The following is a 25,567-nucleotide window of genomic DNA, read 5'->3' as shown; positions in this document are numbered from 1 at the left end:
ACATCAAAAACAGGCTGCATAATCAATCACACAAACGAACCAGAGCCTCCAATGGTCAAGCCCCTCTGATGTTCCATTTTATATGACGACGGACACGGCCACAAGCCCTGGCCAGCCTGGGCAATTGCGGCGTACCGCAAAGAGGCCCAAGGCACAGCGCTGCTGATATTTGAGCTTGCTCTGGGTACAGGACAAAGAGCATCCGACCTTACAAGGATGGAATGGGCTGACATCGAAAACGATGGGATCTGGGTGACACAGGGAAAAACCAAAGCTCGCCTTTGGATACCCTTTACCAGAGCATTGAAAGCAGTGCTAGGAACCACAAAACGCACTAGCCTTAGTCACATTTTGAACGACGAATTTGGCCGAAAGCTGAACTATGACCAGATACAAAAGAAGGTCATGGCAGTCAGAAAGAGCTCCGGGCTCACAGAGTTCACTTTGCACGGGTTGCGATACAGCGCAGCAAGTGAGTTGGCCGAGGCAGGCTGCACGGATCAGCAGATCGCAGCGATTACAGGCCACAAGAGCCTATCAATGATTCAGAAGTACTCCAAAGGGGCAAGCCAGAAGCGCCTTGCAAAACAGGCCCAAAACCTTCGCGAACAGAACAAAAACGGATCATGAACGTGGGAAACTTTTTGGGAAACCCAAATTTCACACCACATTTAGAGCGGCTTCAAGTTCCAGCTAAGTCATTGATTTAGTGGCGGGGAGACAGGGATTCGAACCCTGGGAACGCTCTCACGTTCAACGGTTTTCAAGACCGCCGCATTCGACCACTCTGCCACCTCCCCGGTCGAAACGGGGTTTAGGCCCTGCGCGCGACGCTGGCAAGAGGAAATCTGCGACCATCTCAATATACCCTCTATTGGGGAATTATTGCCTAGTGCTAAGTGACAGACTTTCCATGATTACCTGCACACGCTATGCTATCGCCAACACTAGGCAAACCGGGACAACCGACAGGCGACGCAATGACGTCCGATAGACAGGCAAGGAATAAAACATGCGCGACTCCATGGGAATGAGAACTCGCACTGCAGGCTTGGCAGTTGCGGCAGTTTCTCTATTGTTGTTAACCGCTTGCGAGGAAGGGGCCACTCTTAGTTTTTTGGCAACGAAAGACGGCGCCAACACAGACGGACCGGTCGCTAGCAGCAGCACAAGACTCGTCGAACGCGACGTCGAAGCACCCGAAGTGTTTCAGGTCACCACCGCCGGTCTATGGGACGGACGCCCCTCGCTTGGTGGCGTTTGGGTGGCTCATCCAGATGCAAAAGACCCCGAACGTGTGATCATCCGCAACAATGCCAATGGAAAATTCGTGATCGGCGCCCTGTTCCGCCGCGAACGTGAAATTCCCGGTCCACGCCTACAGGCGTCATCAGATGCCGCCGCAGCGCTGGGAATGGTGGCAGGTGCTCCGGTAGAATTGAACGTCACCGCCCTGCGCCGTGAAACCGTTGATGAGACCCCAGTTGTAGAAGACGCCGCCCCAGTTGAAACCGCCACTCTTGCCCCTGCCGCTGAAGGCGACAGGGAAATCTCGCAAACCGCGCTTGATCCAATCGCCGGAGCCGCTGCCGCAATTGATGCCTCCACGCCTGCGGCCCCTACCGCACCAGCGCCAAAACCGGCACCCAAAGCATCCTCGCTCGAGAAGCCTTATATCCAGATTGGTATTTTCAGCGTCGAGGCCAACGCCAATAGAACCGCTGGGCAGATGAGCAATGCAGGCATGATCCCATCAGTGCTGGCCCAATCCTCGAACGGGAAACCATTCTGGCGCGTTGTTGTTGGCCCTGCCCAAAGCAAATCTGAACGCTCAGCCTTGTTGAAAAAGGTCAAGGCTGCTGGCTTCTCGGATGCCTACGCAGTCACCAACTAAGCATCAGGGGATACAGCTATGATCGATATCTTGAAGTCCTCTGCCAGATTGATTGCGGTGGGGGGGCTTGCACTTAACCTGTCCACCCTGTCGGCCACCGCCTTTGAAACCAAGGCGCGGGCGGCTTATGTGGTGGACCAGCTGACAGACACGGTTTTGTTGGCCAAAAACGGCGAACAACCGCTGCCACCGGCATCTATGTCCAAACTGATGACGCTCTATGTGGCGTTTGAGGCAATCCGCGATGGGCGTCTGACACTGGATGAAAAGTTGCCCGTCAGTGAGCACGCGATGAGCTATGGCGGCTCGACCATGTTTCTGGATACCACCGACCGGGTCCGCGTCGAAGACCTGATCCGCGGTGTTATCGTATTGTCTGGCAATGACGCCTGTGTTGTCTTGGCCGAAGCGCTTAGCCCAGATGGAACCGAAGCCGGGTTTGCCCGTTACATGACCAAACGCGCACAGCAATTGGGCATGACGAATTCAACCTTTGCCAATGCCAACGGTTGGCCCGCTGCTGGTCACCGCATGTCGATTCAGGATTTGGCCATTCTAGCCGAACACCTGATCGAGGACTTTCCCGAATACTACTCGCTGTTTTCGGAAACTGAGTTCCAGTTCGACGGCCGCGCGCCGTCAAACACTCGCAACCGTAATCCCCTGCTGAAACTGGGCATTGGTGCCGACGGGTTAAAAACCGGGCACACCTCAGAGGCGGGATATGGATTGGTTGGCTCTGCCGTGCAGGGCGACCGACGGGTCATTTTTGTTGTCTCTGGTTTGGATAGCAATGCGGCCCGAGCAGAGGAGGCAGAAGCCCTCGTTACCTGGTCGTTTCGCCAATTTACCCAAAAAACGATCGCGAAAGCCTCTGTTCCGGTGGCTCAGGCCGAAGTCTGGCGCGGCGCGCAAAACACCGTAGGTCTTGTCCCTGCCGAGGATATGGTGGTGTTGCTGCCTGCCCTGTCAGGCAAGCAAATCAATGCCGAAGTGGTCTATACCGGCCCGATCGAGGCACCCATAGCAAAAGGCCAAAACCTGGCCGAGCTGGTGGTTCAGCCCGAGGACCTTCCCGAAATCCGCTTGCCCCTTGTGGCAGCAAATGACGTGCCCAGCGGTGGCTTTATAGTGCGGGTACAAACCGCCGCTTCCATTCTGGCTGCACGTTTCATCAATGGTCCCGAGGGGGCAATGTGACGACACGACCGGCCAAAGGCCTATTTCTGACATTCGAAGGTATCGACGGCTCGGGTAAATCCACCCAATGCCGCCTATTGGCCGAAGCACTTCAGGCGCAAGGCCGCGAAGTTGTACTCACCCGTGAACCGGGCGGTTCCAAGGGCGCCGAAGAGATCCGTTCCTTGGTCCTCGAAGGCGACCCTGATCGCTGGTCTGCCGAAACCGAACTGCTGCTGTTCACCGCCGCCCGCCGCGACCATTTGGAACGCACAATCGAGCCTGCGCTAGAAGCTGGCAAGATTGTCGTCTGCGATCGCTTTGCCGACAGCACCCGGATGTATCAGGGCCTGTCGCGTGGCAACCTGCGCCCAGCCGTAGACAAGTTGCATCAGCTGATGATTGGTCGTGAACCTGATCTGACTATTCTCGTCGATATGGATCCCGAGGTTGGCCTATCGCGCGCCAAGGGTCGGCAGACCGCCGAAGAACGGTTCGAAGATTTCGGGCTAGAGCTGCAACAGAAAATGCGCACCGGGTTTCTGGATCTGGCCCAGGAATTTGCACCACGGTTCCGTGTCATCGACGGAAATCGCCCGGTTGAAACCGTCGCCGCCGATGTCTTGACCTCCGTGCAGGCCGCCCTGACATGAAGGGCAAACCCGCAGACGAAGACCTGCCGCGCGCTGATCAGGCCCCCGGCGCACCGCATCCGCGCGAAACCGAGCAAATGTTCGGCCAGGCGCAAGCTGAAGAGGCCTTTCTGACTGCCTTCAACTCCGACCGATTGCACCACGGCTGGCTGCTGACCGGTCCACAAGGCATCGGCAAAGCCACCCTCGCTTGGCGCATCGCCCGCTTTCTGCTGGCAACCCCCCCGGTCGAGGATGGCCTGTTTGGCGCTCCGCCACCTGTGGAAACACTGGACGTCAGCCCCGAACACCCGGTGTCACACCGCATTCAGGCCTTGGCCGAACCCGGCCTTGCCGCCATCACGCCCAGTTATAACGACAAAGGCAAGTTGCGGGATCAGATCGTCGTCGATGATATCCGGTCCCTCAATCGTTTCTTTGGCCTGTCAGCCACCGATGGTGGCCGTCGCGTGGTGATTGTCGATGCCGCCGACAACATGAACACCAGTGCCGCCAACGCTCTGCTGAAAATGCTCGAAGAGCCTCCTGCCCGCACCACTCTGCTGCTGATCTCACATCAACCCTCGCGGCTGCTGCCCACCATCCGGTCCCGTTGCCGTACCCTGCGTCTGTCCCCTCTCTCACCAGACGACATGCAAAATGCGCTGACCCAATCCGGGGCAGAACTGCCCGAAGACCCCGACCACCTTGCCGCACTGGCGGCCGGATCTGTCGGATCCGCCCTGCGGTTACTGAACCTCGGCGGATTGCAAATATACACCGAATTGGTCCAAATCCTCGCCTCAATGCCGCAACTTGACCGCCCCCGCGCCATGGCCCTAGCCGAAGCCGCCGCCCAACGTGGCGCTGCCGAGAAATTCGAACTGCTGCTTACCCTGATAGACGTGGCACTGGCCCGACTGGCGCGTACAGGTGCAACCGGCACTCCGCCAGTGCCTCAGGCTGCTGTGGACGAGGCAACGACGCTGACCCGCCTGTCACCCACCCCGCAAGCCGCCCGCGCCTGGGCAGACCTGGCAGCCGAGGTCACCGCTCGGGTGCGCCATGGTCAGGTGGTGAACCTTGACCCCGCAGCACTTGTCCTAGATACCGTTTTCAAGATGCAGAAAACCGCGTCCCTCTAGGCCGGCGTTGACCTGCCAGGACGCTACCGCGACAGAGACAGGCATGACCCAGACCACTACAGTTCCAGAAATCACCGACAGCCACTGCCACCTCGATTTCCCTGACTTCGAGGGCAAACTGGACGAGGTCATCGCCAATGCCGCCACCGCTGGCGTCACCCGCATGGTCACCATCTGCACCAAGCTGAAAAACGAACCCACCGTGCGCGCCATCGCCGAGGCCCACGCGCCAGTGTTTTACGCAGCAGGCACTCACCCGATGAGCGCCGCAAGCGAGCCGATGGCTTCTCTGGACGAGCTGCTGGCGCTGGCCAAGCACCCAAAATTCGTCGGCATCGGTGAAACCGGTCTAGACTATCACTACACGGCCGAGTCCGCCCAAGTGCAAAAAGACAGCCTACGCATCCACATCGCCGCCGCCCGCGACACCGGATTGCCACTGATCATCCACTCGCGCGCCGCCGATGACGACATGACCCGCATCCTGACCGAGGAAATGAACAACGGCGCATTCTCCTGCGTCATGCATTGCTTCTCTTCCTCGCCAGAACTGGCCCGCGCCACGCTGGACCTTGGGTTCTACCTGTCGATGTCCGGCATTGCCGCCTTTCCCAAAAGCCAGGAAATCCGCGACATCTTTGCCGCCGCGCCGGTGGACCGCGTGTTGGTCGAAACTGACGCGCCATATCTGGCGCCGCCCCCCCATCGCGGCAAACGCAACGAACCCGCCTATACCGCCCACACCGCCCGGGTCGGGGCCGAGGTCTATGGCATGGACTATGCGGATTTCGCGGCCCAGACACAGGAAAACTTTAACCGCTTGTTCTCCAAAGCAGCCGCCTACGCGGTGCCTGCCTGATGGGAGAACTGCGTTTCACCATCCTCGGCTGTGGGTCATCCGGCGGCGTCCCCCGCCTTGGCGGTCACTGGGGCGCCTGTGACCCGACAAACCCACGCAACCGCCGCCGTCGTTGTTCGATGCTGGTGGAACGTGACGGACCTGACGGCACCACCACAGTGCTGATCGACACCTCACCCGATATGCGCAGCCAATTGCTGGACAGCAACACCGGGCGACTGGACGCCGTGGTCTACACCCACGACCACGCCGACCACGTGCACGGCATCGACGACCTGCGCATGATCGTCTTCAACATGAAGCAACGGGTACCAGTCTACGCCAACGGCGACACCCAAAACGGTCTACTCTCGCGCTTTGGATATGCCTTTGTACAGCCCGAGGGCTCATCCTACCCCCCCATCCTTGACCTGCGCAGCATCGACGGAGCGTTAACAGTTGACGGCCCCGGCGGCGAAATCACTCTGCGACCTTTCAAGGTCAACCATGGCGCCATCGACGCACTTGGCTTCCGTATCGGTGATCTGGCCTACCTGCCCGACGTCGCCGAGATCTACGACGACGCCCTAGAAGAACTGCAGGATCTCGACTGCTGGATCGTCGACGCCCTACGTCGTAAGCCGCACCCGACCCATTTCCACTATGACCGGACCCTGGAATGGATCGACAGGCTAAAGCCCCGCCGCGCGGTGCTGACCAACATGCACATCGACCTGGACTACGAAACGGTCTGCGCCGAAACGCCCGAGCACATCACCGCTGCCTATGACGGCATGGTGATCCGCTATCCGCTCTAGCCCGGTGGTTTCTTTTTGCCCCAAATACTCCCGCCGGAGGCTCCTGCCCTCTGCCAAGATCTCAGGTGGTAGATGTTCCAGAACCTGATTGACGTCATCCTGCCGGTTTTTCTGGTGATTGGTGCGGGTTACACCGCCACCAAGGCAGGATTTTTCAAACAGGACTACGTCGAAGGACTGATGCGGTTCACGCAGAACTTTGCCATCCCCTGTCTGCTGTTTCGCGCCATTGCCAACCTCGACCTTGCTGCCAGCTTTGATCTAGGACTGCTGACCAGCTTTTACGCCGGCGCGGCGATCTGCTTTGCCATCGGCATCACCGGTGCTCGACTGGTGTTCAAACGCGACTGGGAAGACTGCATCGTCATTGGCTTCTGCTGCCTGTTCTCCAACTCTGTCCTGCTGGGTCTGCCCATAACCGAGCGCGCCTACGGTGCAGATAACCTGACCGGCAACTTCGCCATCATCGCCTTCCACGCACCGTTTTGCTACGGGCTGGGCATCACAACGATGGAGATCGTGCGCAACCGGGGTTCTGGTGGATTGAAAACCATGACTTCGGTGTTCTCGGCGATGTTCAAGAATGTGCTGATCCTTGCCATTGGGCTGGGCTTCATCGTCAACCTGACTGGGGTGCACATCCCAACCGCCATTGACGAGGCGCTACTGCTGTTGATCCGCGCCGCCCTGCCCGCAGCCCTGTTTGCCCTTGGCGGTGTGCTGGTGAAGTACCGCCCCGAAGGCGACATGCGCGCCATTGCCTTTGTCTGCATGATCACATTGTTGGTCCACCCGTCCTTGGTCTGGATATTCGGCACAACACTGGCTGTTCCGCAGGATCTGTTCCGGTCTGGGGTGTTGAACGCCGCGATGGCACCGGGGTTCAACGCCTATATCTTTGCTAACCTCTATGGTCGCGCCAAACGCGTGGCAGCCTCATCTGTGCTGATCGCCACCGGCCTGTGTCTGTTTACCGTTTGGTTCTGGCTGTCCGTGCTGGGATAGCCAAGACAGTCAGCCCCTATCGCAGCCGCGTTATCAAGGTTGGCGCCAGCATCACCACCAGAGCAATGCGCAGGATATGGTGTAGCACCACATAGGTCAGATCAGCACCGGCAATGATGGCCAAGACCACCATTTCACCCTGCCCGCCCGGCAAAAAGGCCAGAAAGGCATTTAGGGCCGGCGCAATCGCCAAGCCACTGACCAACAGAATAAACACCGCACTCATCGTGGCCAGCAAAATGCCGTTGGCAACCCCAGCCAAAACCACCCGACGCAGCTCGCGCCAAGTGACACCAACATATTTTGATCCAACCGCCATGCCGATGAAAAACTGACAAGCCCAGATCATCTCTGCAGGCGGGCGCTGGGTAATAACACCAGACAGGCTCAACCCCGCGGTCAGCACCATCGGCCCGATGATCGACCCACCCAGAATGTTCAGCCGCTTGGCGATCGCCCAGCCAGCCAAACCAGCAAAGATCATCCACGCGACCTGCTGCCAAGGGGTTTCACTGGCCGTGTTACCCGGCAGCGACGTCAAATCCACCTGCCACAGCATTCCCAGCACAAAGGGCGTTACACTCACGATCAGCAGAACTCGCGTTGCATGCACCAGTGACAACGCCCGCAGATTGGCCCCAGCGGCCTCGCCAAACACCATCAGATCCTGCAACCCACCGGGCATGGCGCAGTAGTAACTGGTCACCTTGTCGAACTTGAACACCCGCCGCATCATCGGGAACGAGGCCAGCGCCACACAGCCCACAAAAACCGGCACTAGCATCAGCGACAGTGCCATTTCCGGCAGCGCCGTCATCACGTCCGGTGTGATTGATGCCCCTGCGGCCACCCCAAGAATGGTTCGAAACGCCATTCCCAACTGGCCCATTCCCAGCATCTGAGCACCGCCCAGTGCAAACACCAGACACATGAACATCGGCCCCAGCAGGAACGGCAATGGCAGGTGAAACCACCAAAAGAACAGCACGCCCAACGCGGCAATACCCGCCGTCACGAACCGCGGTTTCAGTTGTAGATTGATCGTCATTAGGAAAGCCTGCCCGCAAAAGTAATCAGGGGGGCCTAAGCCCCCCTGACATTATTCTTAATCGCCGTCTGCGATACCCCTTGCCCGCATTCGCGCGCGTCGGGCTCGGTAGCTAGGCAGGATGATCAGGATGACCGCAATTCCAAGCAGACCCAAAGTCATCGGACGTTCCATGATAAAGCCGATACCATCATACAGCTGCATCGAACGGGCAAAGTTATCTTCAAGCATCGAGCCTAGGATAAAGCCGATCAACAGCGGGGCCAGCGGATAGTCGGCAAAGCGTAGAACCGTCGCACAGATCCCAAGGCCAACCAGAAGCAGCAGCTCTGTCGCATTGTTCTGCCCGATGTAGGCACCCATCATTGTAAAGAACAGGATAAACGGGATCAGGTAGTTGCGAGGAACAGCCAGAACTTTGGCGATGTAAGGGATCAGCGGCAGGTTCAAAACCAGCAGCACTAGGTTACCGATATACATCGAGATGATAACCGCCCAGAAGATCTCTGGCTGATCGATCATCAAACGTGGGCCGGGGTTAACGTTCAGTGCAATCAAAGCACCCAACAGGATCGCAGTGGTACCAGACCCTGGGATACCCAGTGTCAGCAGCGGCACAAACGAACCAGTACAGGCAGCGTTGTTCGCCGCTTCTGGTGCAGCCAGACCTTTGACAGAGCCCTTACCGAACTTCTCTTGGTCTTCCTTTGAGGCAATATTGCGCTCAACCGCATAACCGAGGAACGAGGCGATAGTTGCGCCAGCGCCCGGAAGAACCCCAATCAAGAAGCCCTGCACAGATTGGCGACCAATCACCGGAGCGATTTCTTTCGCTTCTTCTTTGGTAATCCGCAGGTCTTTGATCTCACCGCCGCCACCTTCAGTGTTGGAACGGCTAGGATCCAACACCAGATACAGCGCCTCGGGCAGCGCGAACATCGCCATCGCCAGAGTAATAAAGCCAAAGCCGGACTGCAGATCCATGATACCCATGGTAAAGCGTGGCAAGTTGAACAGCGCGCCCTCGCCCACTGTGGCCATGATCAGACCCAGAACAGTCATCAGCATCGCCTTGGCAACTTGGCCGGTTCCGGCAAAGGCTGCGATAGCGGACAGGCCAACAACCATAAGCGCAAAATATTCAGACGAGTGGAACAGCAGCGCCACAGTGGCCAGCGCCGGTGCAAAGATCATCAGCAGGATGGCACCGATGGAACCGCCACAGAATGACGAGATCGCCGCAACAGTCAGCGCTTTACCGGCCTTACCAGCACGCGCCAACGGATAACCGTCAAACGAGGTGGCAACGGTTGAGGCTACCCCCGGAGCGTTAATCAGGATCGAAGAGGTCGAACCGCCAAAAATCGCACCATAGTAGACACCAGCCAGCAAGATCAGCGCCGCAGATGGATCACCGATGGTGATCGCAACGGGGATCATGATTGAAATGATGCTCATCGGGCCCAGTCCGGGCAGCATTCCGATGAAGGTACCAATCAGACAGCCACCGATGACCATCATTAGGTTTGTAAGTGTAAAGGCCGTTGAAAGCCCGATCATAATTCCTTCGAGCATATCAGCCTCCGGTTCCTAGGAAGTACGGCAAGGGGCGCAAGTAGATCCCCAGAACGACTTGTACCAAATACCAGACGATGCCGGTGGCCAGCACGGTGATTGGCAGCAGATACACATATTTGCGCTCACCCAAGATAACGGCACTGATAGACAGGAATGCCACGGTTGAGATAACGAAGCCAACGGGGCGAAGCATCAGAGCGTAGATTGCCATCATTGCCAGCAGTGATAAGGCTTGGCCCAACTTGTAATCGGTCAGCCGAGTGTAGTCGATGTCGCCATCTTTCAGCTCTTCACTGCCTTTGCTTTTTCCCAGCACAATTATCACTGAGCTGATAATGGCCAGAACTGTCAGCACTTTTGGAAAAGTACTCGGCCAAATAGCGTTGCGTTGCATAAACGGCGGAAGACCGGCGTCGATAGTGAAAAAGGCCGCGTATCCATAGGCCATGCAGATCATCAGAATGACCAGTGCGATCCAGCGATCAAGCGCCATCGGATCCTCCAAACGTAGTTTACCCTACCCAACTGATATAAGACGTTGGATTAGAGTGTCGTAAAAAAAAAATCCGGGGCAAGACGAACTTGCCCCGGATCAAGCTAAGATTTAGCGGAAGCCCAATTCGGACATCAGGTCACCGATGACCTGTTCCTGGTTCTCCAGGAACTTCACGAAGTCGTCGCCGCTGTTGTGGATGTTGACCCAGCCGTTACGCTCACGAACAGCTTCCCACTCAGGGGTGTCATACATTTTTGCCAGAGCAGTCTGGTATGCAGTCAATTTGTCTTCCGACAGACCTGGTGCCGCAAAGAAACCACGCCAGTTTACGAACTCAGCGTCGATGCCCTGCTCTTTCATGGTTTTCGCGTCAGCATAGGCCGAAACGCGGTCACCCGAAGTTACACCGATAATTTTAACTTCACCAGCGTTTGCCAGATCAACAGCTTCCGAGAAACCTGTCGACAGAGCAGCAATTTCACCGGACAGCAGAGCTGCCATCGCCATGCCACCAGCATCGTATGGGATGTACTTAACAGCAGTTGGGTCTTCGCCAGCTGCTTTCATCACCATTGCTGCAACCAGGTGGTCCATGCCGCCTGGAACCGAGCCACCACCGATGGCGGTTTTACGTGGGCTAGCTTTGTATGCTGCAATCAGGTCGTCCATCGAGTTGATAGCGCTGTCTTTGCCAACAACAAATGCTGCGTAGTCACCAATAGTACCAGCAACCATAGTCAGGTCGCGGAAGTTATGTGGGAATACACCAGTCAGCGAGCGGATGATGATTGGTGTCGAGTTAACCATCAGTGTGCCGTGCTGGCTGTCAGCGTTCTCGATCATAAAGCCGATCGCTTTACCACCGCCGCCACCGGACATGTTTTCGTAGCTTGCTGTGCCAACGATACCAGCGTTGGTCAGAGCTTCACCAGTTCCGCGTGCTGTGCCGTCCCAGCCGCCACCTGCGCCGCCTGGGATCAGGAAGTGCAGGCTGTCGAGAGTTTTCTCAGCAACAGCAGGGCTACCAAGAGCCAGCGTTGCGGCAGCAGCAGCCATTACGGCCCGGCGTGTAAGTTTCAGTTTAATCATTTTGTCCTCCCATTTGACAAATCGCGGCTTAGCCGCTCAACACAGAGAGGACCACGACAAGCTGACACAAACCTGTCACGATCACACAAACCTGTCTCGACGACGAAAAGGATAACGAACCAGATGCGATTCTTACTGGTTGAAGACAATGTAAGCCTGGCCACTGCAGTCTTGGACAGACTGCGGATGGACGGCCATGTCGTTGACCATGCCACAGATATAGCGGCTGCCGAGGATTTCTCGGCTACCACAGACTATGACTTGATATTACTGGACATTATGCTTCCAGATGGGGACGGCCGGACCTTCCTTAGGACGCACCGCAGCCGGTTGATTGAGACCCCAGTGATTGTTCTGACCGCCCGATCCGAGGTCTCCGACAGGGTCGGAATGCTGGATCTAGGTGCCGACGATTACATCACCAAACCATTTGATTTCTCCGAACTAGAGGCCCGCTGCCGCGCGGTTCTTCGACGTCATGGGGGCGACAGTTCCAATCAAAGACGATTCGGGAATCTTGTATTCGACCCCCTCGCGGGCACGCTCTCTGTATCTGGGAACAAGATCACCCTCCGAAACAAAGAACTTCGGCTGCTAGAGATCTTTTTGAACAGCCCTGACCGAATATATTCCAAGCCCAAACTGGTGGACCGGCTTTTTTCCTATGATGAAGACGTCTCAGAGAACGCCATCGAGGTTTATGTCGGCCGCCTGCGCAAGCACCTGACGGACTCAGGTGTCGAGATCACTACCGTGCGCGGCTTGGGCTACCGGATGTCACTGGTATGAGTGACCCACTGCCGACCAGTGGTTCGCTGCGACGTCGCCTGACACTGCAACTGGTTGGCAGCGCAGCGATTCTGGCGACTTTGCTGTTCTTTGTGGTGCTGGCTTTCGCCCGCGACACAGCGCAGCAAACCCACGACAGTATTCTGCTGGCCTCTGCGACCTCAATCATGGACTCTGTCTCGGTGCAGGCCGACGAGGTCACCGTTGATATCCCCTATGCAGCCCTGTCGATGCTGGGAAATGTCAGTGACGACCGGGTGTTCTACCGCGTTTCTATGCGCGGCAACATCCTGACCGGATATGAAGACCTGCCCCACACGGACCAAAATACAAGCTCTGGTCAGTCGGCATTCGACACTCTAACCTATAAAAATGACGGCATCCGCATGGTGACCCTGTCGCGACGCCTGTCGTTGAATGGAGCGCCTGCTGACATTCTAACCACTGTCGCCCAAACGCGCGAAGGTCAGGCAACACAACTGGCGAAACTGTCCCGGTCAGCACTGCAGCTGGGCCTGGGCTTCTTTTTAGTTGCGACAGTTTTGGCAATCTGGACCGCGCAATCCAGTATCCGCCCACTTAACCAGTTGACCGCAGCCGTATCGCGACGCGGCCCCAAGGATCTGCGCCCGGTAAAACGTCCCGTCCCCAGTGAAATGATTCCGCTGGTGTTGTCGCTAAATCAGTTCATCGCCCGCCTTCGGACCTCGCTCACCCGATCCGAAGATTTTATTGCCGAGGCCGCCCATCGTGTGCGCACGCCGCTGGCCACTGTGCGAACTCAGGCAGAAATCACCCTGCGTCGTGTTGAAAAACCCGAAAACCGCGCCTCGATCCGCGAAATGATCCGCGCCATTGACGAAAGCTCGCGCGCGGCAGGACAGCTGTTGGACCATGCCATGGTCACCTTTCGCATCGACAGCCTAGAGCGTAAGGACATTTTTCTCACGGAAACGGCCAAGGAACTGGTGGACCGCCTTCAACCTATCGCCGAGTTAAAAGATATTGACCTTAGCTTTACCGGATACAACTGCCCCCCCATCACCGGCGACGCCATCCTTGTGCAGAACGCAGTCCGCAACATCCTGGACAACGCGATCAAGTATTCCCCCAACGACACGACCATTCGTGTCAGCACCCAGGAAACACTCAGCACCGTCCTTATCCATGTCGAAGACGAGGCCGGTGGCTTTGCTGACATGGACACTGACGCGCTGACTCACCGCTTTACCCGTGGCGAAAACGCTGCCGGCACTGTGGGATCTGGCCTGGGCCTGACCATCGCCCGCGAAGTCGTCGAGGCCCACGGCGGAACTCTTCAAATTGAAACCAGTAAATCCGGGACCGGCGCATGCGTATCTCTTTGCTTTCCATTGGTTTGATTGCAGCCTTTCTGACACTCGCGATGCCTGCACGGGCATTTGAGGTCGAAGAACACCACCGTTTCGGCAATGGTGAGGCCCGCACCTTAAGGATTCTGTCGACCACCGACACCGCCCTGCTAACCCCCATGATCGAGACATTCCTGGCGAACAACCCAGGTGTGGCGATTGAATACACTAGCGCCAGCAGTGCCGAACTGATGACCGCTATCATGCGCGAAAAGCAGCCCTACGACCTTGCTCTGTCCTCGGCGATGGACCTGCAGATCAAGCTGGCCAACGACGGGTTCACGCAGGCCCATCGCTCGCAGGCGGTAGACCTGATCCCCGCCTGGGGCAACTGGCGCAACCACGTTTTTGCCTTCTCGCAGGAATCGGCCTCTATTGTGGTGTCTCCATCAGCATTTTCCGACCTGGAAATCCCCCGTTCCCGGCAAAAGCTGATCACCTTGCTACGCAGATATCCTGACCGCTTCCGGGGTCGTTTGGGCACATACGACGTAGGTGCCAGCGGCCTGGGCTACCTGTTTGCCACTCAGGATGCGCGCACCTCTGAATCCTATTGGCGCCTGATGGAGCTCATGGGCAGTCTAAGGGCCAAGCTTTATTGTTGCTCCAGCGACATGATCGAGGCCGTGGCACGTGGCGAAATTGCCGTGGCCTACAATGTGCTGGGCAGCTATGCCCGCGCTCGCGAGGATTTGGCCAATCGTATCACAATCATCGAACCCGACGACTACACAAACATGATGCTCCGCACAGCGGTGATCCTGAACACCGCGCAAGAACCAGCTCTGGCCGGTGACTTCATCGACCACCTGTTAGATGCCGCCTGGAATAGCCCGATAGTTGTCGAATACCCATTCCATCGCTACCCCACCACAGGCACGGCTCAGAATGTCCCGTTTCGCCCCATTCAATTGGGGCCAGGTTTGCTGGTGTTCCTGGACCATCTCAAACGCAAACGGTTCCTGGCCGAGTGGCGCAGCACAGTCCAACAGGACTAAACCATCATCCCCAACGCGGGTCATCCAGCTCTAGCGGGAACCCGCGTGGCAAAAGCCCGGCCTGAAACCAACTGACAAATGAGTGGATCGAAAACACCGGCAGCCCGGTCACTCGGCGAATATCACGGGCATAGGGCACCATGTTTGTGCACTCCAACACAATCGCGCCTACCTCTGGGTGACGCTCTACCATGGCCCGGCCCGCATCGATCATGTCCAACCGGCAAGCTTGGAAATCAATGTCCAACTTGTCACCCAAAATATCCTCGGTCATGGCCCTGCCACCCTCGGTGCCAATCACCGGCGTATCCAGCGGCGCGCCAGCGGCGGCCAGATGTTTCCCTGACAGGGACGTGGCCGAAATCGTGATCACCCCGACCCGTTTACCGGCAGGCAACAGCGCCTGAACCATCGGCACCTGCATCAGCGACGAGGTCGCCACTGGCACCCCCAGCGCCTGCTTTACCTCATCCTGAATCAGCGCCAAAAATCCGCAATTGGTGGTGATACCATCACACCCTGATCTTACCAGATCACGACCCGCATCAATAAACAGCTCTGCCAGTTCTGTCGGATCATTGCGCACCACCTTGTCCGGCGTCGCCCCTGTCACCACCCGGTACTGAACGGGAAAATCCCAGCTAAGGGCGTTGCCCATATCGCCAACGATCCGCGGGAACTGTGTCTCTAGCATCAAGATCCCGACCGCAGCTCCAAATACTGTTTTACCGCCGTGTTGCATCGCAGGCCTCTCTTGTTCGTAATTAGTCATGTGGCACATAAAGCTGCGAGAACGCGATCCGCACCGCCTCGGTCGCAGCTTCCCTGCGCTTTTCGATATGGCCCCGCATTGCCGCCTCTGCCGCCTCGGCATCCCGCCCGGCCAGCGCCATTAAAATGCGACTATGGGCAGACAATTCACCCGGCACGCGGGTCGCCGCCTTGTCATGCATACGCTTCAGATCAATCAACCGGATGTAACGGATGCGGTCATTCAGACTGCGCAGCGCCCGCTCCAGTTCGCTGTTTCCAGACAGTCGCACCAACCGCATATGAAACGTCTCGTCCATTCCCAACCGCGCTTCAGGATCATCGGCGGTCTCATATTCGGCCTCGGTCTGCTCCAGATAAGCCCCCAACTCGGCTATCTCGCTATCCTCAGCCCGACGAACCGACAACCGCAGGGCCTCGGTCTCAACGGCAACGCGCGCCTCGTACAGGTCCTGAATATATTTGGGTGTCAGCGACCGACAAAAGAACCCTCGGTTGTTTTGAAACGTTAAAAAACCTTCGGCCACCAGCTGATTCAATGCCTCACGCAGCGGCGTTCGACTGGCCCCTAACCGCTTGGAAAGCTCACTCTCGTTGATGCGTTGATCTGGCATAAAGGCAAAGTCTGCAGCCATTTGACGCAGTTCTTCGTAAACCCGGCTGACATTGCTTTCCTGCTTAGCCATACATCCCTCCCCAGCTTGGACTTGAACAATTTATAAGAGAATTGACATGGGTTCAAGTTTGCATTCTAAACTGTATACAATTCTGAACGCAAGATTGCCAACAAAGAATCATCCACGGGGGATACCGAAATGACATCGAAACTAAACGGCGCCGAAGCCATGGTGCAGATGCTACAAGCACACGGCGTGCGTCACATGTTTGGCCTTGCCGGTGACACCACCCTGCCATTCTACGACGCAATGCTGCGACTGGATCACGGCATCACCCATGTCATGACCCGAGATGAGCGCAGCGCCACCTACATGGCGGATGGCTATTCTCGTGTGACCGGACGGGTCGGCGTTGCCGAGGGCCCATCCGGCGGCGGGGCTACTTACATTCTGCCCGGCCTGATAGAGGCCACCGAAAGCTCTTATGCGGTGCTGGGCATCACGACCGATATCTCGGTCGGGTCATACGGCAAATATCCCCTGACCGAAGTGGATCAGGATACCCTAATGCAGCCCCTGACCAAGTGGAACACGGTGATCAAACAGGCCCAGCACATCCCTCGCATGATGCGCACCGCGTTTCGAGCGATGACCACAGGCCGGTCGGGTGCTGCCCATCTCGGCCTACCCTATGACATCCAGTATGATCAGGTCGACGCCTCGGACATCTGGGCCGACCCCAAACACCAAAGCTACCCCGCCTACCCTCAATCCCCAGAACCCGGCGCAGCCGAAGCCGCTGTGGACGCCATACTATCGGCCAAAAATCCGCTGATCGTCTGTGGCGGCGGCGTGGTGATTGCCGGCGCGATGGAGGAACTCTCGCGACTTGCCACCCGCCTCGACATCCCGGTTGCCACCTCGATCTCCGGTCAGGGGTCACTGGCCGAAGTACACCCGCAATGCCTGGGCGTAGTCGGATCCAACGGCGGCACCGACCAAACATGGGAGATGATGGAGGCCGCCGATCTTGTCATTTTCATGGGTTGCCGTGCCGGATCAACCACCACATCCCGGTGGGAGGCCCCAACAGCCAACACCCGCATAGTGCACTTTGACAACGACCCCATGGTGATAGGTGCCAATTACCGCACCGAAGTCGGCGTAGTTGGGGATTTGAAACTGTCGTTGCAAGCCGTGAATACAGTTCTGGATGCGCGTGATCAGGGCGCGCAAACCTTTGGCGGTGCAGCAGCAATCGCCGATATCAAAGCCCGCAAATTCGATGTCTTCCGCACCTTTGCCAATAGTAATGACGCCCCAATTCGGCCTGAACGAGTCATTGATAGCCTGATGAAGGTCCTACCCGCCGATGCCACAGTGGTTTCAGACCCCGGCACCAGCTGCCCCTATTTCTCGGCCTATTACCAACTGCCGCAAGCAGGCCGCCACTTTATCACCAACCGCGCCCACGGTGCACTTGGCTATTCCATGTCAGCCGCCCTTGGCGCCTGGTTCGGCCGCCCCAGCAGCAAGGTCGTGGCGCTTATGGGTGACGGCTCTTTTGGTTTCACGGTGGGCGAGCTGGAAACCATCTGCCGCTGCCGCGCACCAATCACCATGGTGGTGTTTTCCAACTCCAACTTTGGCTGGATCAAGGCCAGCCAATACGCCGACAAAGGCGCGCGCTATTACAACGTCGACTTCGACCAAATCGACCACGCAGCAGTGGCCGCAGCCTATGGCGTGAAAAGCTGGCGGGTTGAAAACCCCGACGACCTTGAACGGGTCATGCGCGAGGCGGTTGACCACGACGGCCCCACCTTGATCGACGTGGTCTGTCAGGCCCTAGAAGAAACAAACGCCCCAGTCCGCCGCTGGATGGGGTAAAGGCAGGCGGAGAAAGGCTTATAGTGATCTGAGCAATTCAACTTACGAGCTGATCAGAGATCAGTTTTTGGTTGAGATGCCCATCGATATTAAGCCTTTCCTCCGCAAGCTCCTCCAGATGCTCAGCCTCTGGAAATTCATCAATGAACATTTGTGGCTCAGAAAAATCGAGATGTTGCAGGCAGTCGTACTTATACCGCCACCATTGCAACTCAACGAGATCACTCACGATTTCATCGCTGAAACGGCGCCTTATTACTGCGGCCGGGTTACCACCAATGATCGCATAAGGCTCTACATCTTTTGTGACAACAGCTCCTGCGGCCACAACAGCACCATCGCCAATGCTTATGCCACTCTTCAGCAGCACATTTTGGCCGATCCAGACATCATGCCCGATGGTTACCGGGGGAACAGTTTCGTTAAAGGTCAGCCCCCTATTTTCCCCCTGCACACCCCAAAACTTGCGCCGTCTCTCTTTATACGTAATTGGGCTTGTTGTGACCCAAGTATGCGGGTGCGTGTTGCCCATCACCGAGACATTTGTCGCAATTGAGCAATAGCGCCCAATCCGGTCCACATGAAAAACACTTTGTGTGTAACTATAGGCCCCCAAAGGCATGAACCCCTGAGGGGAATGCTGTGACAACCTTTCAAACTTAGTTTTCCGGTTCTTTACCTTCTGCCCTGCTTTGATCTTGGGATAAAAGCGGATGCCAGTTCCAGAAAGGATGTCGGGATCATCAAAAACAAAAAACTTCACACGGCTCTCCATTTAGACGATCAGAATCAACCGAATAGAGACCAATACCATTCAAAACCTAAAATATCTTCTGAAATTCCATCCGCTTTTTTTAATCTACATGCGGAATCTGCAACGGCTTAAGGAGTGGGAGTATGGAGAGCAGCCACCGAGGGTGCGAACGCTTTATGAGTGATGCGGTTGACCACTTTCTATCGAAAGTCCTGTGTCAGGCGCACAGTTGGGCAAGAGCAAACACCAACCATTTTTGAGCTCCAAAACCACGCCCCACCTGAATAGCTATGGTCATCCCTTAGATCGACCTCCCACAGCTGCGGCAGACACTAATTCCAACAGGCCAGTGGTTGGATTGAAACTCAAATTGGTGGAAACCAAAAAAACACGCAACTTTTCTCAGAAATCTCATGCCTAGATGCCTCGCTCTTTTTTATTTGAACGATACATATCGATATTTTTAGGGAAATTTTCCCTGAGCTTAATAAAGGTTAACGCGCCTCGTTGAACCGGGAACAGAATAGAACCGCTCCATTGTTCGAAAGAAATCAACCGCATACGCTGAACCATCTTATTCTGCTCCATTCCAGACTGCTAAAAGTCAAAAAGATCCTCTAAGAACCCACCGACTGTTTTCTTCTTTTTGTACCCGCGATCCTTGTAGCTACGATCCTCATGACCGCTATTCTTGTACTGCTGTTGTCTGGGGGCTGCTGCCGGAGCAGAGGCTGCGCGCTCGACGATCTTGTCCAATTCACCGCGGTCCAGCCAGACGCCCCGGCACTGCGGACAATAGTCGATCTCAACGCCTGAGCGTTCCGCAATCACAAGGGTGTTTCCGTCGATTGGACATTTCATGAGCAGCTCTCCTAGGAATTTACAGCCCAGACATAGGGAGCCCGAATTCCGTTTCAATGTCACCAAAGCCAAAGATGTGTTGCCACCCCAGCGCGCGCCCTGCTTTCGGCGTATTAACGCCGCTGTGCCATTCTCTCACCAGTCGCGGCACCCGCCAGATTGGCACTCTGGCACCCTTGGACTGGGCTCCTGTAAAGAAAGGAGCGCTGATGTGAGCTTTCGTCACGCGGGTGGAAATCCCGTTCGCTTCCGCATGGGCGGCGCCGTCTTCTTATGCTGGTTGGTCTCTGATCATCGCGAAAGGTGCTGATACAGCTCTATATACACTACCGCATCCGGCAAAGTTGACCTTGCACCGGGTCAAAGCTGTGCCTGATAGGGTTCCAGCTCATCCAACAGCAGCTCCAGAAACGCCTGACCGATTGCAGACAAGGGCCGGGTTTTAGATGTAACCACTGCCATTTCCATCATAATTGCAGGCCGGAACGGACGACTGACAAAGCCACCCTCGAAATCGAAATCCAACCCAAATGGATCAAGGATCGATACCCCCATGCCCTCTTTGACAAAGCTCAGCAGGTTCTTGAACAGATGTGAATGCACCCTTGTCTTCAATGGTATCCCGGCATCCTGAAACACTTCGCGAGTCCGACGGTGGGTCATATGGTCTGGCCCCATCACGATAAACGGCACCCCGTTTAGCAGCTCTGGCGTCAGCACTTCGTGTTCGGCCAGCGGGCTACCTTCGGGCAGCGCGATCCGTGTTTCCACCGTTACTGGGTGCACCTCTAGCGCGTCATACTGGATCGGCATTTCACAAACGCCAATCTCAAAAAGCCCCGACATCACCCAGTCTTGGATCTTGGCGGAATACTGTGACTGAAACGAGATCGTCATATCCGGTCGATCCCTGGCAAACCGCGAGATCAGTTTTGGCATAAACCCAAACGACACTGAGTGTTGCGAGGCAACCTGCAACTGCCCGGCCTGTTTGTTCTGCAGATCAATCACCGCTTGGGTGACGTGGTCAAACCCGCGCACCACAGTGTCGATTTCCTGAAACAGCAAACGCGCCTCTGGGGTAGCGATCAGTCGCCCTTTAATACGCTCAAACAGTTTGAATCCGGTTTGTTGTTCCAACTGGTTCAACAGGTTCGAAATCGCGGGCTGAGAAATCCCCAGCAGCGATGCTGCACTGGTGACGGTGCCGGTTTCAATGATGGCGTGAAAGGCTTGGAGTTGTCGAAATCTAAGATGCATAGCACCCCATATCACAAGAAATGATACCATAGCCAGAAATTCGTATTTGAAATGATACCCAGTCGCGGGCATGGTTCAGAAAACCATTGGAAACAAACGTGTCGCATTTACCGAACTCAACCCGCCCCCCTCTTGCCGGAGACCGCATATGACCTCTTCGCATACTGTCATTGTCGGTGCAGGCATTGTTGGGGCTGCCACCGCAATCTGGCTTACCCGTGCCGGACATCAGGTAACCCTGATCGACAAAGGCGAACCCGGAATGGGCGCGTCTTATGGCAACGGCTGTATTCTGGCCAGTTGTGGCATGGTGCCGGTGACCACGCCGGGGTTGATCCCCAAGGGGCCGGGGTATTTGCTAAATCCCGACTTTCCTCTTTTCATGCGTTGGGGTTACACGCCAAAGCTGCTACCTTGGCTGATGAGATACCTGTCCAACGCCAATGACGGCGACACCCGGCGCATTGCCAAGGGACTTACCCATATCGTTGGCGATAGTCTGGATCAACATCAGGCACTAACCGTTGGCACAGATGCAGCAAAATGGGTTCAACCCAGTGAATACAATTTCGCATACACAGATCGCGCCGCCTTTGATGCCGATGCCTATGTCTGGGGACTGCGACGTGAGGCGGGCTTTGTACCCGAGTTGATCGAGGGCCCCGCCGTTCACGAAAAAGAGCCCATCCTGGCCAAATCGCTCAAGCTGCTGGCAGTGAACAAAAGCCATGGTTTCATTCATAACCCTGCCCACTATGTGCAGGATCTCGTTAAGTTGCTGACTGAAATGGGCGGCAAGTTTGTGCAGGCCGAGGTCAAGGATTTTGACCTGAGCGGTGGCAAGATCAGCGCAGTCGATACAGATCAGGGCCGATTCACTTGTGATCAGGCGGTCCTAGCAACCGGCGTCTGGTCCAAGCCGCTGATGCAGAAACTGGGCATCAACGTCCCGCTAGAGGCTGAGCGCGGTTATCACATCGTGTTCAAGAACCCGTCGCAGACCCCCAACAGCCCAATGATGATGGCAGCCGGAAAATTCGTTGCTACACCAATGGATCAGGGGCTAAGGTGTGCAGGTATAGTAGAGTTCGGCGGACTAGAGGATACGCCTTCTAAAGCGCCGCTAAAACTGTTGCGCAAGAAGGTCAAAGAGATGTTTCCACAGCTGACCGCCGACAGTGAAGAAGAATGGCTAGGGTTCAGACCTGCACCGTCCGACAGCCTGCCATTGATTGGCGAGGTGGGCAGCAGCGGCGTCTATGCCGCCTTTGGTCACCACCACATCGGGCTAACAGGAGGGCCCAAGACCGGGCGCATGATCGCAGACTTAATAAGCGAAAAGCGCAGCAACATAGATATGACACCCTATGCGCCACAACGATTTGGCTAAGGGTCAAGACAACAACAAAGAACCAATAAGGGAGAGAACAATGATTAAGACACAAACACTAAAGGCCGCCGTAACGGTGTCTGCCGTAGCCCTCAGCGCCTCCGCTGCAATGGCCGAAAGCTGGGATATGCCAATGGCTTACTCGGCAACCAACTTCCATTCAGAAATGGGCGTGGTTTTCGCTGACAAGGTGCGTGAATACACCGGCGGCAACATCGACATCACAGTGCACCCCGGCGGATCGCTGTTCAAAGGCGGCGAAATCAAACGCGCAATCCAAACCGGTCAGGTTCCAATCGGCGAACGTTTCATGGCGGCGCACGCCAACGAAGTACCGCTGCTGGGCTGGGACAACCTGCCATTTGTTGCAACAACATATGCTGACAATGACAAACTGTGGGGCATCGCCAAGGACAAGGTGAATGCACAACTGTCCGACCTGAACCTGGTTGCGCTGTACACCTGCCCATGGCCGGGTCAGGGCTTCTATTTCAACAAAGAAGTCAGCTCCTCTGAGGACACTCAGGGCGTCAAGTTCCGCTCGTACAACACCGCGACTGCCACTTTTGCTGAACATCTCGGCATGGTTCCAGTTCAGGTCGAAGCAGCTGAGCTGAGCCAAGCTCTGGCCACTGGCGTTGCCGAGGCGTTCATTTCGTCCGGTTCCACCGGTTATGACCGTAAAGTCTGGGAACACCTGTCGCACTACTACAAGGTCAACGCATGGCTGCCGCGCAACTATGTGATGGTCAACAAGGGTGTGTGGGATGGTCTTGATGCAGACACCCAGGCTGGTCTGCAAAAAGCAGCCAACGAAACAGGCGCAGCCTGTGCCGCCAAGTCCGAGGAACTGGCAGGTTGGTACTTTGAGCAGCTGGAAGCCAACGGCATGCAGGTTGCTGACGCCGGTCCTGAGTTCCTGAAAGAGCTTCAGGCCATTGGTGCCGCAATGCAGGCTGACTGGCTGAAAGACACTGGCGCTGACGGTCAGGCCATCCTTGACGCCTATAACGCCAACTAAATTCACACAATAATCTCACGACCCTGCGCATTCCAGTGTGGGGTCGTGTCATATCTGACCGGGGGATAGGGTTTTGCGTGATTGGCAACCTTTTCTAGGCCTGCCGTTATGGGTTTGGCTGTTTATTTTTCCAACCATTTTGGCGGTGTTTTGTCTGACCAATCGGGGGCCTGCCGAACGTATGCTGCGCCCGGTGTGGCGGATATTGGATCGATTTTATCTGGGGTCTGGCGTCATCGCAGCCTGCTTTATGGTGACCATCCTGTTGCTGATCGTCGCGCAGATGGTCATGCGCTGGAGCAACCTGACCTTTCCCGGCGCAACTGAATATGCCGGTTATGCCATGGCCGCGACCTCGTTCTTTGCACTCGCACATGCGCTAACCCGTGGGGCCCATATCCGGGTCTCGATCTTTCTGAACATGAACAAATTCCTGGGCTTCTGGCTGGATGCGGTGGCGATGTGGATTGCCGCTATCACCGCCACCTATTTCGCCCGCTACGCGATCAAGACAAATATCATGTCAGAAATGCTGAACGACCGCACACAGGGGACCGACTTTGTGCCCGAGTGGCTACTGTCGGTCTTTGCCATGTTCGCCAACTCGCCAAGCAAATGGGGACAGATCTGGGCCGATACCGGTTCTGATTGGGTCTATACTCCAGTCTGGCTGCCGCAACTGCCGATGTCTATCGGGACAGTTCTGCTGGCCGTCGCGATCTGGGATTATCTCACACGCCTATTGGTCAACCGCGAAACCAGCATCATCGGGGAGGCGGTCGAATGAGCGAACTCTATACAACAATCATCTTTCTCTTTGTGCTGTTCACCCTGTTGGGCAGTTCCGTCTGGATCGGTCTGGCGCTGATGGGTGTGGCCTGGGTCGGGATGGAGCTGTTCACCACCCGCCCGGCAGGTGACGCGATGATCACCACCATCTGGACCGGCTCGTCCAGCTGGACCCTGACCGCCCTGCCCCTGTTCATCTGGATGGGAGAGATCCTGTACAGAACCCGATTGTCCGAAGACATGTTCCGCGGGCTAGCTCCATGGATGCGTTGGCTACCGGGTGGGTTACTGCACACGAATATCGCAGGCTGCACCATCTTTGCCGCCGTATCTGGTTCCTCCGCCGCGACACTGACCACCGTTGGCAAGATGTCGATCCCGGAACTGCGTAAACGCGGCTATCCAGAATACATGATCATCGGCACCTTGGCGGGTGCGGCCACCCTTGGCCTGATGATCCCGCCCTCGCTGACCCTGATCGTCTATGGCGTGACCATCAACGAGAGCATTACCAAACTGTTCATGGCCGGCATCTTCCCCGGTTTGGTGTTGGCCGGTCTATTCACGATCTACATCATGGGCTGGCATTTCTTTGGCAAGGGCCCCCGCCCTGATCCGGAACCGCCAATGAGTTTCCGCACCATGCTAGCCGAAAGCCGCTTTCTGGCACCGGTACTGGCCTTGGTTTCGGTCGTTATCGGCTCCATGTACCTTGGCCTTGCCACCGCGACTGAGGCCGCAGCGGTAGGTGTGCTTGGCTCGCTCACGTTGGCCTTCTTCCAAGGTTCGCTAAGCTGGAGCACATTCACCGAGTCCTTGATGGGGGCCACGCGGACGTCAGCCATGATCTCGCTGATCCTGATGGGTGCGTTCTTCTTGTCGCTGTCGATGGGGTTCACCGGATTGCCGCGCGCACTGGCTGACTGGATCGACACCCTGAACCTGTCACCGCTGGCACTGATCGTGGCGCTGACCATCTTCTATGTCTTCCTTGGCATGTTCCTCGATGGGATCTCATCCGTGGTGCTGACCATGGCCATCATTGAACCGATGATCCGTCAGGCCGGGATCGATCCGATTTGGTTTGGTATCTTCATCGTGGTCGTCGTTGAAATGGCTCAGGTGACACCGCCCATCGGCTTCAACTTGTTCGTGCTACAAGGCATGACCCGGCACGAGATCTCCTACATCTCGAAAACCGCCATTCCGATGGTTGGTCTGATGCTGCTGATGGTTGTGATCTTGGTGGCCTTCCCGGAACTGGCCACTTGGCTACCCGAAAACATCCGCAGCCGTCCCGGCGGCTAACTGGAT

25 protein-coding genes and 1 tRNA gene are annotated in these 25,567 nt (G+C 56.4%); 16 read left to right on the top strand and 10 right to left on the bottom strand.

All coding sequences use genetic code 11. From position 1 onward, the window contains the following. Positions 1 to 75 precede the first annotated feature (75 nt). The gene (locus DL239_RS11255) at positions 76 to 630 is read left to right on the top strand and encodes a tyrosine-type recombinase/integrase (RefSeq protein ID WP_167684202.1); all 555 of its coding nucleotides are present in this window, start codon (positions 76 to 78) and stop codon (positions 628 to 630) included. Between the two features lie 80 nt (positions 631 to 710). On the opposite strand, the gene DL239_RS11250 is transcribed toward DL239_RS11255, so the two are convergent. Then, positions 711 to 800, bottom strand: a tRNA-Ser gene (locus DL239_RS11250). A 230-nt stretch (positions 801 to 1,030) separates the two neighbouring features. On the opposite strand from DL239_RS11250, the gene DL239_RS11245 reads away from it, so the two are divergent. From DL239_RS11245 to DL239_RS11215, 7 genes are all read left to right on the top strand, one after another. Continuing rightward, positions 1,031 to 1,894, top strand: a complete 864-nt coding sequence (locus tag DL239_RS11245) for an SPOR domain-containing protein (protein ID WP_240931841.1) — start codon at positions 1,031 to 1,033, stop codon at positions 1,892 to 1,894. Positions 1,895 to 1,912: 18 nt separating this feature from the next. Beyond that, positions 1,913 to 3,094, top strand: coding sequence for a D-alanyl-D-alanine carboxypeptidase family protein (locus DL239_RS11240; protein ID WP_167684192.1), 1,182 nt, complete (start codon positions 1,913 to 1,915; stop codon positions 3,092 to 3,094). After that, a complete protein-coding gene (gene tmk, locus DL239_RS11235) occupies positions 3,091 to 3,726 on the top strand; it encodes a dTMP kinase (RefSeq protein ID WP_167684191.1) in 636 nt (211 codons plus the stop codon). Before DL239_RS11240 ends, tmk begins: the two co-directional genes overlap by 4 nt. Then, the gene (locus tag DL239_RS11230; protein ID WP_167684190.1) at positions 3,723 to 4,850 is read left to right on the top strand and encodes a DNA polymerase III subunit delta'; all 1,128 of its coding nucleotides are present in this window, start codon (positions 3,723 to 3,725) and stop codon (positions 4,848 to 4,850) included. The genes tmk and DL239_RS11230 overlap by 4 nt, the downstream gene beginning before the upstream one ends. Positions 4,851 to 4,893: 43 nt before the next feature. Then, positions 4,894 to 5,709 (top strand): TatD family hydrolase, encoded by an 816-nt coding sequence (locus DL239_RS11225; protein WP_167684189.1) that lies wholly within the window; start codon positions 4,894 to 4,896, stop codon positions 5,707 to 5,709. Further along, entirely contained in the window at positions 5,709 to 6,506 is a 798-nt protein-coding gene (locus tag DL239_RS11220) for an MBL fold metallo-hydrolase (protein ID WP_167684188.1), read from the top strand. Before DL239_RS11225 ends, DL239_RS11220 begins: the two co-directional genes overlap by 1 nt. Positions 6,507 to 6,578: 72 nt before the next feature. Next, positions 6,579 to 7,511 carry an AEC family transporter gene (locus DL239_RS11215; RefSeq protein WP_167684187.1) on the top strand — a complete coding sequence of 311 codons (933 nt, stop codon included), beginning with the start codon at positions 6,579 to 6,581 and terminating at the stop codon, positions 7,509 to 7,511. Positions 7,512 to 7,527: 16 nt separating this feature from the next. On the opposite strand, the gene DL239_RS11210 is transcribed toward DL239_RS11215, so the two are convergent. The 4 genes from DL239_RS11210 to DL239_RS11195 form a co-directional block, all read right to left on the bottom strand. Then, complete coding sequence (locus tag DL239_RS11210; protein ID WP_167684186.1) at positions 7,528 to 8,559, bottom strand: AbrB family transcriptional regulator; 1,032 nt, start codon at positions 8,557 to 8,559, stop codon at positions 7,528 to 7,530. 57 nt (positions 8,560 to 8,616) lie between these two features. Then, positions 8,617 to 10,134 (bottom strand): tripartite tricarboxylate transporter permease, encoded by a 1,518-nt coding sequence (locus DL239_RS11205; protein ID WP_167684185.1) that lies wholly within the window; start codon positions 10,132 to 10,134, stop codon positions 8,617 to 8,619. Between the two features lies 1 nt (position 10,135). Then, positions 10,136 to 10,630 (bottom strand): tripartite tricarboxylate transporter TctB family protein, encoded by a 495-nt coding sequence (locus DL239_RS11200; RefSeq protein ID WP_167684184.1) that lies wholly within the window; start codon positions 10,628 to 10,630, stop codon positions 10,136 to 10,138. A gap of 111 nt (positions 10,631 to 10,741) precedes the next feature. Continuing rightward, complete coding sequence (locus DL239_RS11195) at positions 10,742 to 11,722, bottom strand: Bug family tripartite tricarboxylate transporter substrate binding protein (RefSeq protein WP_167684183.1); 981 nt, start codon at positions 11,720 to 11,722, stop codon at positions 10,742 to 10,744. Positions 11,723 to 11,845: 123 nt separating this feature from the next. Here DL239_RS11195 and DL239_RS11190 point away from each other — a divergent pair, with 123 nt between their 5' ends. The 3 genes from DL239_RS11190 to DL239_RS11180 are packed head-to-tail and all read left to right on the top strand — an operon-like array spanning position 11,846 to position 14,900. Continuing rightward, positions 11,846 to 12,511 (top strand): response regulator transcription factor, encoded by a 666-nt coding sequence (locus DL239_RS11190; RefSeq protein ID WP_167684182.1) that lies wholly within the window; start codon positions 11,846 to 11,848, stop codon positions 12,509 to 12,511. Beyond that, positions 12,508 to 13,893 (top strand): sensor histidine kinase, encoded by a 1,386-nt coding sequence (locus DL239_RS11185; protein ID WP_167684181.1) that lies wholly within the window; start codon positions 12,508 to 12,510, stop codon positions 13,891 to 13,893. The genes DL239_RS11190 and DL239_RS11185 overlap by 4 nt, the downstream gene beginning before the upstream one ends. Then, positions 13,863 to 14,900 carry an ABC transporter substrate-binding protein gene (locus DL239_RS11180; protein WP_167684180.1) on the top strand — a complete coding sequence of 346 codons (1,038 nt, stop codon included), beginning with the start codon at positions 13,863 to 13,865 and terminating at the stop codon, positions 14,898 to 14,900. The genes DL239_RS11185 and DL239_RS11180 overlap by 31 nt, the downstream gene beginning before the upstream one ends. Positions 14,901 to 14,904: 4 nt before the next feature. On the opposite strand, the gene DL239_RS11175 is transcribed toward DL239_RS11180, so the two are convergent. Next, a complete protein-coding gene (locus DL239_RS11175) occupies positions 14,905 to 15,642 on the bottom strand; it encodes an aspartate/glutamate racemase family protein (RefSeq protein ID WP_167684201.1) in 738 nt (245 codons plus the stop codon). A gap of 22 nt (positions 15,643 to 15,664) precedes the next feature. Next, complete coding sequence (locus DL239_RS11170; RefSeq protein ID WP_167684179.1) at positions 15,665 to 16,357, bottom strand: GntR family transcriptional regulator; 693 nt, start codon at positions 16,355 to 16,357, stop codon at positions 15,665 to 15,667. Positions 16,358 to 16,486: 129 nt separating this feature from the next. On the opposite strand from DL239_RS11170, the gene DL239_RS11165 reads away from it, so the two are divergent. Next, on the top strand, positions 16,487 to 18,178 hold the full coding sequence (locus DL239_RS11165; protein WP_167684178.1) for a thiamine pyrophosphate-binding protein: 1,692 nt from the start codon (positions 16,487 to 16,489) through the stop codon (positions 18,176 to 18,178). Positions 18,179 to 18,215: 37 nt separating this feature from the next. Here DL239_RS11165 and DL239_RS11160 read toward each other — a convergent pair whose 3' ends face one another. The 3 genes from DL239_RS11160 to DL239_RS11150 all read right to left on the bottom strand — a co-directional run bounded on the left by DL239_RS11160 (position 18,216) and on the right by DL239_RS11150 (position 21,053). Next, the gene (locus DL239_RS11160; RefSeq protein WP_167684177.1) at positions 18,216 to 18,941 is read right to left on the bottom strand and encodes a CatB-related O-acetyltransferase; all 726 of its coding nucleotides are present in this window, start codon (positions 18,939 to 18,941) and stop codon (positions 18,216 to 18,218) included. 588 nt (positions 18,942 to 19,529) lie between these two features. Next, on the bottom strand, positions 19,530 to 19,793 hold the full coding sequence (locus DL239_RS11155; RefSeq protein ID WP_167684176.1) for a TFIIB-type zinc ribbon-containing protein: 264 nt from the start codon (positions 19,791 to 19,793) through the stop codon (positions 19,530 to 19,532). Positions 19,794 to 20,153: 360 nt separating this feature from the next. Next, positions 20,154 to 21,053, bottom strand: a complete 900-nt coding sequence (locus DL239_RS11150; protein ID WP_167684175.1) for a LysR family transcriptional regulator — start codon at positions 21,051 to 21,053, stop codon at positions 20,154 to 20,156. A 148-nt stretch (positions 21,054 to 21,201) separates the two neighbouring features. Here DL239_RS11150 and DL239_RS11145 point away from each other — a divergent pair, with 148 nt between their 5' ends. The 4 genes from DL239_RS11145 (at position 21,202) to DL239_RS11130 (ending at position 25,561) form a co-directional block, all read left to right on the top strand. Continuing rightward, a complete protein-coding gene (locus DL239_RS11145) occupies positions 21,202 to 22,443 on the top strand; it encodes an NAD(P)/FAD-dependent oxidoreductase (RefSeq protein ID WP_167684174.1) in 1,242 nt (413 codons plus the stop codon). 40 nt (positions 22,444 to 22,483) lie between these two features. Continuing rightward, positions 22,484 to 23,464, top strand: a complete 981-nt coding sequence (locus DL239_RS11140) for a TRAP transporter substrate-binding protein (protein ID WP_167684173.1) — start codon at positions 22,484 to 22,486, stop codon at positions 23,462 to 23,464. 73 nt (positions 23,465 to 23,537) lie between these two features. Beyond that, positions 23,538 to 24,251, top strand: coding sequence for a TRAP transporter small permease (locus tag DL239_RS11135; RefSeq protein ID WP_167684172.1), 714 nt, complete (start codon positions 23,538 to 23,540; stop codon positions 24,249 to 24,251). Next, positions 24,248 to 25,561: a TRAP transporter large permease gene (locus tag DL239_RS11130; protein WP_167684171.1), complete on the top strand. Its 1,314-nt coding sequence runs from the start codon at positions 24,248 to 24,250 to the stop codon at positions 25,559 to 25,561. The genes DL239_RS11135 and DL239_RS11130 overlap by 4 nt, the downstream gene beginning before the upstream one ends. Positions 25,562 to 25,567: the final 6 nt, after the last annotated feature.

Origin of the sequence: Parasedimentitalea denitrificans, from assembly GCF_011813015.1 — a bacterium.
GTDB classification, from domain to species: Bacteria; Pseudomonadota; Alphaproteobacteria; order Rhodobacterales; family Rhodobacteraceae; genus Parasedimentitalea; species Parasedimentitalea denitrificans.
The sequence above is the reverse complement of the archived record's forward strand: the minus strand, read 5'-3'. Positions and strand labels throughout refer to the sequence as shown.